At 47.5% G+C, this 7,651-nt stretch carries 6 protein-coding genes and 1 pseudogene; 3 read left to right on the top strand and 4 right to left on the bottom strand.

What is annotated here, in order from left to right:
* Nucleotides 1-558: 558 nt before the first annotated feature.
* The 4 genes from FOV68_RS23610 to FOV68_RS23625 form a co-directional block, all read right to left on the bottom strand.
* Nucleotides 559-1,272, bottom strand: a complete 714-nt coding sequence (locus tag FOV68_RS23610; RefSeq protein WP_143991710.1) for an isopentenyl transferase family protein — start codon at nucleotides 1,270-1,272, stop codon at nucleotides 559-561.
* Nucleotides 1,269-1,775, bottom strand: coding sequence for a hypothetical protein (locus FOV68_RS23615; RefSeq protein WP_143991711.1), 507 nt, complete (start codon nucleotides 1,773-1,775; stop codon nucleotides 1,269-1,271). The genes FOV68_RS23610 and FOV68_RS23615 overlap by 4 nt, the downstream gene beginning before the upstream one ends.
* 117 nt (nucleotides 1,776-1,892) lie before the next feature.
* Nucleotides 1,893-3,260 (bottom strand): amidase family protein, encoded by a 1,368-nt coding sequence (locus FOV68_RS23620; protein WP_143991712.1) that lies wholly within the window; start codon nucleotides 3,258-3,260, stop codon nucleotides 1,893-1,895.
* A 35-nt stretch (nucleotides 3,261-3,295) separates the two neighbouring features.
* Complete coding sequence (locus FOV68_RS23625) at nucleotides 3,296-4,984, bottom strand: NAD(P)/FAD-dependent oxidoreductase (protein ID WP_143991713.1); 1,689 nt, start codon at nucleotides 4,982-4,984, stop codon at nucleotides 3,296-3,298.
* Nucleotides 4,985-5,485: 501 nt separating this feature from the next.
* Here FOV68_RS23625 and FOV68_RS23630 point away from each other — a divergent pair.
* The 3 genes and pseudogenes from FOV68_RS23630 to FOV68_RS23640 form a co-directional block, all read left to right on the top strand.
* A pseudogene (locus FOV68_RS23630) lies at nucleotides 5,486-5,668 on the top strand (IS21 family transposase); the annotation flags it as partial.
* Nucleotides 5,669-5,790: 122 nt separating this feature from the next.
* Nucleotides 5,791-6,507: an IS6 family transposase gene (locus FOV68_RS23635; RefSeq protein WP_143991714.1), complete on the top strand. Its 717-nt coding sequence runs from the start codon at nucleotides 5,791-5,793 to the stop codon at nucleotides 6,505-6,507.
* 510 nt (nucleotides 6,508-7,017) lie between these two features.
* The gene (locus FOV68_RS23640) at nucleotides 7,018-7,560 is read left to right on the top strand and encodes a hypothetical protein (RefSeq protein ID WP_143991715.1); all 543 of its coding nucleotides are present in this window, start codon (nucleotides 7,018-7,020) and stop codon (nucleotides 7,558-7,560) included.
* Nucleotides 7,561-7,651: the final 91 nt, after the last annotated feature.

Raw genomic sequence — 7,651 nt, forward strand, 5'->3', positions numbered from 1 at the left:
CCATCTTTCTTACTCACTGAGCCGGAGCAACGAGATGCCGGGCACGGACCGGCTCGTGTGTCCCTGAACGTACAATACCCTTTGGCGCTGGCTGGGCCATATAACATGGCTGAACATGACCGGCTCAACAGCATGTATGACACGGCACAGATGAGCCGTGGCTAGGACGGCATCACCCGGATGCAAACCGGCGTCAGCGGAACGCTGCTTAAAGACGGCAACATGAGTTACAGCGTAATGCAGGGTCACAGCAGCGGCAGCCTGAACGCCAGCAGCCGGAGCATTCATTATCGGGAGTATTTCCGTGAGTGTCTGACTTTCCACAAGCAGCTGTCCAGACAGCACCCATCAGGAAACAATGCGGTTTACGCAACAGCTTAAAATGATAAAATAGCTGCATCGGCCTTTTTGCAGTAAAGCAGGAATGTTATCTGCTGCACTGGCTAAATGGACATCCCAGCTCCACCACTTGCCCTCGTCATAATCTTCATTAACTTTGAGATGTTGATATTATTCGGATTTCAGTACTGAACCACCGCACTTTTTCAACAGAGCCTTTCAGCAAAATTTCCTGGACCATGATTGTGGGAAACAGGGGGTCTCTTTTTCCTGCCATAAAGCATGTGCGTAATATTCTTCAGCTATCCTGTCGATTATTATCTTCTCCTGGTCGGTCGTGATGCTTTTTAAGTTATTAAATCCAATGTTTTTGCACCTGCAGTAATCTATAATAATGCGGTATCCATCAATGTCTTCCAGCGGATGAATGGTTTTGTGTTTCATAAAAAAAGAACTCACCTCATCCATTATCGAAGGCCTCCCATCTTCCGGATGGAACATATCAGTTATCCTTCTTTTTGCCTTTTTGATAAAAACGTCTTTTGATGGTACTCCGAGTGTTTTTATTTCCCATGAAAAATCCGCCCAGAACTCATCATTCACCATCTCTTTAAGAGATGAAACCGACCCCCCTTCGATAATGAAATCTGAGTTTCCTTCTGGCAAGGAGAGTACTCTCCTTTTTAGCCAATAATTATAATCCTTTGCGGAGATAATCCCATCAGCCAGACTGATGTGTGGAGTGATATATATTCTTTCTGTTTTTTCCAGTTCATTATTGGTGGGGGCTCCACTACCGGTGCTTATTTCGTGATAACCCTGAAACCTGTCCAGAGCTATCACTGGCCAGCCACGTTCTTTTGCAACAGAAACAGACAGCGCTGTTTTCCCTGTAGTTGTTGCCCCCCATAATAAATAAATATTTCTTCTCATATATGCTCCCTCTTTCTCACTGAATTGAAATGGTTTTCTTTCGTGTGGATGAAGTTACGCATTGTTCTGTATAAATGTTCTTCCAGTCCACCTCTCCATTTTCCATAAAAAAACGCTTTACTGAAGAAGCGTTCTGCTGGCAATAACAAGCTAATTATATTTTCTTTTTCGATAAACTCCCGGCCTTTTATAGCATATCTGTGCCGAAGTATTCTGGCTTGCATTCTCCCATTGCAATATTCTTTTTCATTAACTAAACCGGAACACGAGGTTATACTTAGGTCAAGCTGACAATCTTCAGTCGATTTCATCAGCACACTGACGCTATTGCTCACTGAGAAAACAGCAATATCACCATCATGAAAAATCGTGTCGCTGTTCAGAATGAATTCTGCTACAGAGAGGAACGATAAATTTTCATAAGCAAGTGACTCAGCTAAAATAACTCTTTCAAAAAAATCAGGTTCAAAAATTAATTGCTGATTATTTTTATTCATCATCATGCCCCCCTATAAAATACATATTAATTATGTTCCTGAGAATTAATCAACATACCGAAGAACGTCACTCAACTTAAAGATTCATCTTGCCTTCCGGAACCAGATTCAAAGGTTACTTATTTACCTGTAAGTTCTGATGTCCGGTTCAGAGGTTGCCAAAAGCATTTCAATGTGTGCTGCGGTTTTCAGCAAGAATAGATCCTGCCCTATCGGAGCATCAAGACTCAGCCCCACCGGTAATGCCCCTGGCGGTGCGACGGGCAGGCTGACAGAAGGCAGAGCAGCATTACTTGCCAGATCGGTATTGCGGATAACCTCAGCAAAAAGCTCCGGCCTGTTCGCATGGCTGAGAGGAGGCACCTGACACGGTGTTGTGGGGTATGCCAGTAATCCAATGTTATGAGCGCTGAACAGCGCATTCATCTGCAGACGTAACCTGCCAATATCCCGGACTGCTGAAGCATAATCGGCACGGGAAATCAGCCCTTCAGCCAGATGAGCATGAATAATCTTACGAACGTGGGGATCAGCAATATGGCTGAATACGGCGTCTATTTTCTTTTCCCATCCCAGTCCGAGCAAAGCCCGGGGAAAGTCAGTGAAAAACTCGTAAAGTGGTATCGTAAAAGTCAGCGTTTCATTCAGTGCATATATCCCGCTGTCATCCAGCTCAACACAGTCAAAACCCGCGTCTTCCATTCGCCTGATTGCTGCAAGACTATGCTCTTTAACATGGCCGTCCAGCCCGGCCCACAGTGAAGCAGGAAGACCTACACGACAGGGCCGTTTCCTGACTTCACATGAAGCCCCGGTATTGCTGCCTGATATCAGTCCGTATAAAAAGACCGTATCTTTCACTGTTCGTGTAAGCAGTCCGGGGGCGTCCTTTGTGTGAGAGACGGGAATAATTCCTGAGGATGCCCAGCGACCTGTAGTCGGCCTGAAACCAGTAATACCGCAGAAAGCCGCCGGTATTCTTACCGATCCGCCCGTGTCCGTGCCGACGGAGACCGGAACAATCCCTGCGGCCACGGCGGCTGCACAGCCTCCGCTGCTGCCACCGGCACAATATCCCGGTGCTGCCGGGTTTCCTACCGTTCCCCACTGAACATTCACGGATGTGATCCCAAAGCTCAGCTCATGCATGTTATTTTTGCCGGCAACAACGGCACCCAGCGATTTCAGTTTTTTGACAATAAAAGCATCATACGTGGCTATACAGCCTGTCATCCCTGGCGTGCCTGCCGTCACTGGCAGATCTTTAACGCAAATATTATCCTTAAAAGAGACAGGAATACCCCAGAGTGCCCCCTTAAAAGCATCGTTTGCCTTACTGAACTGTTCTTCTGCATCGCCATCACGGATGAAGCAGTTAAGATGTTTCAGACGGGCTTCAGCACTGAGCGCCTGCTCCCGGATTTCAGCGGCAGAAACCGTACCGTTTATCAGGTCCCTGCAGAGCGATTCAAGAGGCTGTTTCCTGTACATTCATTTTCACCTTAAAAGGCCCTGTGCCTTTACCATCAGTAATCATAAATACTGTGAACTGAATCCAGCGGATTTCCCGGTAAAAGTGTTCCTCCGGTGCTGCGTATTACGGCACAGGCGCTGTTGACAGCAGTCTGAACGGCGCCTTCAACCCATCCCCCGGTAAACGAACAGCCGCAACCGGCCAGATAAAGCCCCGAATCCTGTTCCGGATGGTTTGCTGTCTTAAACTGGAAAAAGAGGCGTTGTGAATAAACATCTTCGCCGGGATAGTTGAGTTTGAATGCACCGGCAGAACAGGGGTCAGTCAGCCAGTCATGGTGCAGAACGTACCGTTCATAGTCGCCACCGGCCGGAACCAGATGGCGGGCAAATTCCGGATGAATGGCTGAGAGTTCGTCAACGAGATGCTGGCATCGCTGTTTTTTGTCAGTTATTGCCAGAAGCTTGTGCGCATCATCTTCCCAGGTGTAACTGAGCAGCACGACACCCGGCCCCCCGGGATTATCAGGCTCGTAATCAAGGCAGTATACCCCCCGCACGAGCCCGTCAGACTGAATGGTGAGCGGTAGTTTGTTTTTAAGCCAGAATTTATCCCGAGTGAGCATAAAGAGTTTAGACGATCCGGTCAGGTGCGTTTCCCTGACGGCACGGCAGACATCCTGGTTCAGGAAGGTTTCATCAGCAGACAGACCATGAATCATCTGCATCGCCCTGTTGTTGCTGGTAACGATGACCCGATCAAATGCTGCTACCGGTTTTCCGTCGGTTGCCAGGCTTATTTTCCCGTTATCTTTGCTGATACGGTTTACCTTACTGAACCTTACATGCTTACTCAGTGTCGTTCCCCGGATTTCCTGACGGGCCAGTTGCTCGGCAAGTGTGGATATTCCACCGATAATCAGACGCTGGTCGTCTTCATAGCCGTTAATGACCATTCTCAGAATTTCTGTGAATCCGGCCTGGTAAACAGGCTGGAACCCCCCTGAACCTATACCCAGCGCACCAAACAGTTCAAAGTCGTCTGGCCTTTCCCAGGTAATACCGCCGGGAGGGTTTGGTCCGGTGAAGATTGTTACCATGGCGGAATAGAAAGAGCAGTCACGAAAAACGTTGAGCCATATCTGCCATGCCTCAGCGGCGTCGTCAAAGCGCTCTGATTTAAGCATGGCTGTAATTTGTAAGGGGGCAACAAGTGATACCCCGTCGAGAAGGCAACCTTCATACAATAAAGCCCGCCAGCCGTTGTGAACCCGGGTGAACAAAGCCGGAGGTTGTTCACCTGCTGGCCATAGATGACGAATTCCACGATAGTGCAGCTCTGTATCGACAATACCTGGATCCGGAAAAGAAGCCGATGTGTGTATACTAAATCTGTTCAGATAATGGAAAAGTCCGGTTGCGCTCGGAGGAAAGCGCATCGCCCCCATCTCGGCAATGAGACGGGGATAATATGGATCAAATAGCTGTGACCATGCCCTGCCTCCCAGACGGTCACGTGCTTCAAACAGGCTTATATCACTTACCCCGGCCCGCAGGAGTTCAGTTGCCGCAATAAGGCCGCTGATACCGGCCCCTATAATAGCAACCCGCGGAGGAGTCATTCCTGAGGGGAAAAAACCTATATGCCCATCAGCCATGCTTTGCTGCAGGAAAGGCGCATAGTCGTAAAGCAAATCAATGCTCGGGCATAAACTGTCTGAAAACACTGAGTGCTGTTTCATTGTTCTTTCCAGTTACGTTCGAACATTTATACTGATGGGAGTATGCTAAAAAAATGAACAAGAAAAATCCTAAACATAAGGGTGGCACTGTCTAAAGCAGGAAGAATGGTTCTGTTCCATCAATCGTTACAGGTAATCAAAGTGGTACCGCCGGGTCTGATTTATTCAACAAGACCATGGTATGGCGGTTCGTGAAAACGATAGTCCGTTGATGCTCTCTGCCACCGCGTTGTCGTATGAGTCGTGGTACTGCCGGTCGATGCCAGCAGTTGTGCATATTTAAGCCGCAGCGGTGTTGCCAGCGCGGAGAACTCCCTCAGCGGTCAGGTCCATAAGATGCTGCAGAGTATGGCAGTAAAGCCTGGGCCTATGAGGCACTGACGGAAAAGGAAAAAGGCTTTGTTAGCGCCAATGATATAAGACTGTAATTCACCATTTAATTTGTCCGTTCCACCCAACATCTTGTTTCCTTGAGGTTCTCACACCAGAAAGGACATCGACATGCTGAGCAGAGAGGACTTTTACATGATAAAGCAAATGCGCAAGCAGGGTGCGTACATTATCGACATTGCAACTCAGGAGGGTTGCTCTGAGCGAACCGTCAGACGATATCTAAAATACCCTGAACCACCGGCCAGAAAGACGCGCCACAAAATGGGCAAACTGAAGCCGTTCATGGACTATACCCGTGGTTTCCCGCGATCACGTCGGTGTGCGGTATGGGGTTTCTGGAAGGCGCGGAGGGCACTGTTGCAAATAAACGATAGTGGTAAACTTATGGCCCCCTTTTGCTGACGGAGCAGCACATGAACCCATTCAAAGGCCGGCATTTTCAGCGTGATATCATCCTGTGGGCAGTCCGCTGGTACTTCAAATACGGCATCAGCTATAGTGAGCTGCAGGAGATGCTGGCTGAACGTGGAGTGAAGGTCGATCACTCCACGATTTACCGCTGGGTTCAGCGTTATGCGCCTGAAATGGAAAAACGGCTGCGCTGGTACTGGCGTAACCCTTCGGGGTTCTGCTCCTGGCATCCCGATGAAACTTATATCAAAGTGAATGGCCGCCAGGCTTATCTTTACCGGGCCGTCGACAGCAGGGGGCGCACCATTGATTTTTATCTTTCTCCGCGTCGTAACAGCAAAGCGGCCTACCGGTTTCTGGGTAAAATATTCAACAACGTGAAAGGCTGGCAGGTCCCTCGTCTCATCAACACGGATAAAGCGCCCACCTATGGCCGTGCGCTGGCGTTGTTGAAACGGGAGGGCCGGTGTCCGGCTGATGTTGAACACCGACAGATAAAGTACCGCAATAACATCATTGAATGCGATCACGGTAAACTGAAAAGGATAATCAGCGCCACGCTGGGATTTAAATCGATGAAGACGGCCTACGCCACAATCAAAGGGATTGAAGTGATGCGTGCGCTACGCAAAGGCCAGGCGGAAAATTTTTACTTCGGTCATCCGCTGGGCGAGATGCGCCTGGTAAGCAGACTTTTGAAATATAAGGTCTTTCAATAAGACAAAAGGCTGCTCCATCGATAACTTTGCAACAGTGCCCCTCAGAAAGCAGCAAACGGATATCAGATAATCTGCAAAACATTCGTAAACACTGTTTTAAGGTCTTCCGGATAAACCCGGAATGATCTCTGTCACCCGTTATATTGTGGATAGGTGAAAACAGGCGATTATCCCGGGCTATCCCGCCCCACAGACCTTTACGTCCGCGAAGCAATGGTTCAATGCGTCCCCAGACATGGTCAGAGATGTCGTGTCGGCGATGCGCCGCAGAAGTTGATATTTTCATGCGGCAATCATATCAGTCCAGACGTCTCGTGACGACAACCCCTAGTAGTCCAAAAAATTTCGCCTCAATTGGAACCAGCAATCATATATTTACCACATAAATATTATTATATTTACCTTTGTGTAGCTATTTTTTCTCTTAGATGTCTCATGAGTATGTTCGGACTTATGGGGCTAAAAAATTCACGGTAAAAGCAACTTTCTTAATTTAATGGAGCAACGAATATGGGAAATTGTAATTGTATAGGAGGGTCATCAGCCCATGAAACCCGATACACTCATCAGCAAGAAGAGATAACGCAAAACCAGTCAGTGGATCAAAATCATCCCGTTTACTCTGAAGCAGTGGTGCCTGCATTGCAACACCTTAATACAATTAATCATGTCATAGGACACATGGAACCACTTTTTAATACACCAGAAGGACAAGCACCTTTTGAAAGTGAAGAATTTAAAGATATTCGTTATGAGGCTCGAGAATTAAGATTAAGTTCAAGAGATTTAAGGAGAAACGTACAGAATAGAGTTAATGCAGTTAACTCAGGACGAATTCCTATTGAACAAATGTCAAATAACAGTCAGCACAATCAAGATATATTTCATCTTAATGATTATGCATCGCAGTTTACTGCGTTACGTATAAGATACAATAGCGAAATTAATAGAACTGCGTCTTCAGCTAATGAAATACCGCCATTTGAGCGCACGGATTCTGACGTAAGGCATTTTGGTATACCAGAATTTTACGCCAGACCATTAGGAAGATGAATAGCTCGGTAACATTAATGGTAGCAGGTCACCTGATGGTGCGCTGGGCTTTGTTGAATAAATCAGAGTGAGCCGACAGGATGACTCCCGC

The organism is Pantoea sp. paga, from assembly GCF_007558755.1.
Lineage (GTDB): Bacteria > Pseudomonadota > Gammaproteobacteria > Enterobacterales > Enterobacteriaceae > Pantoea > Pantoea agglomerans.

What these genes read in the sequence shown, in the direction of transcription:
- FOV68_RS23610 (WP_143991710.1), bottom strand. Translation starts at nt 1,272, where the DNA reads ATGAGAAGAAATATTTATTTATTATGGGGGGCAACAACTACAGGGAAA.
- FOV68_RS23615 (WP_143991711.1), bottom strand. Translation starts at nt 1,775, where the DNA reads ATGATGATGAATAAAAATAATCAGCAATTAATTTTTGAACCTGATTTT.
- FOV68_RS23620 (WP_143991712.1), bottom strand. Translation starts at nt 3,260, where the DNA reads ATGTACAGGAAACAGCCTCTTGAATCGCTCTGCAGGGACCTGATAAAC.
- FOV68_RS23625 (WP_143991713.1), bottom strand. Translation starts at nt 4,984, where the DNA reads ATGAAACAGCACTCAGTGTTTTCAGACAGTTTATGCCCGAGCATTGAT.
- FOV68_RS23635 (WP_143991714.1), top strand. Translation starts at nt 5,791, where the DNA reads ATGAACCCATTCAAAGGCCGGCATTTTCAGCGTGATATCATCCTGTGG.
- FOV68_RS23640 (WP_143991715.1), top strand. Translation starts at nt 7,018, where the DNA reads ATGGGAAATTGTAATTGTATAGGAGGGTCATCAGCCCATGAAACCCGA.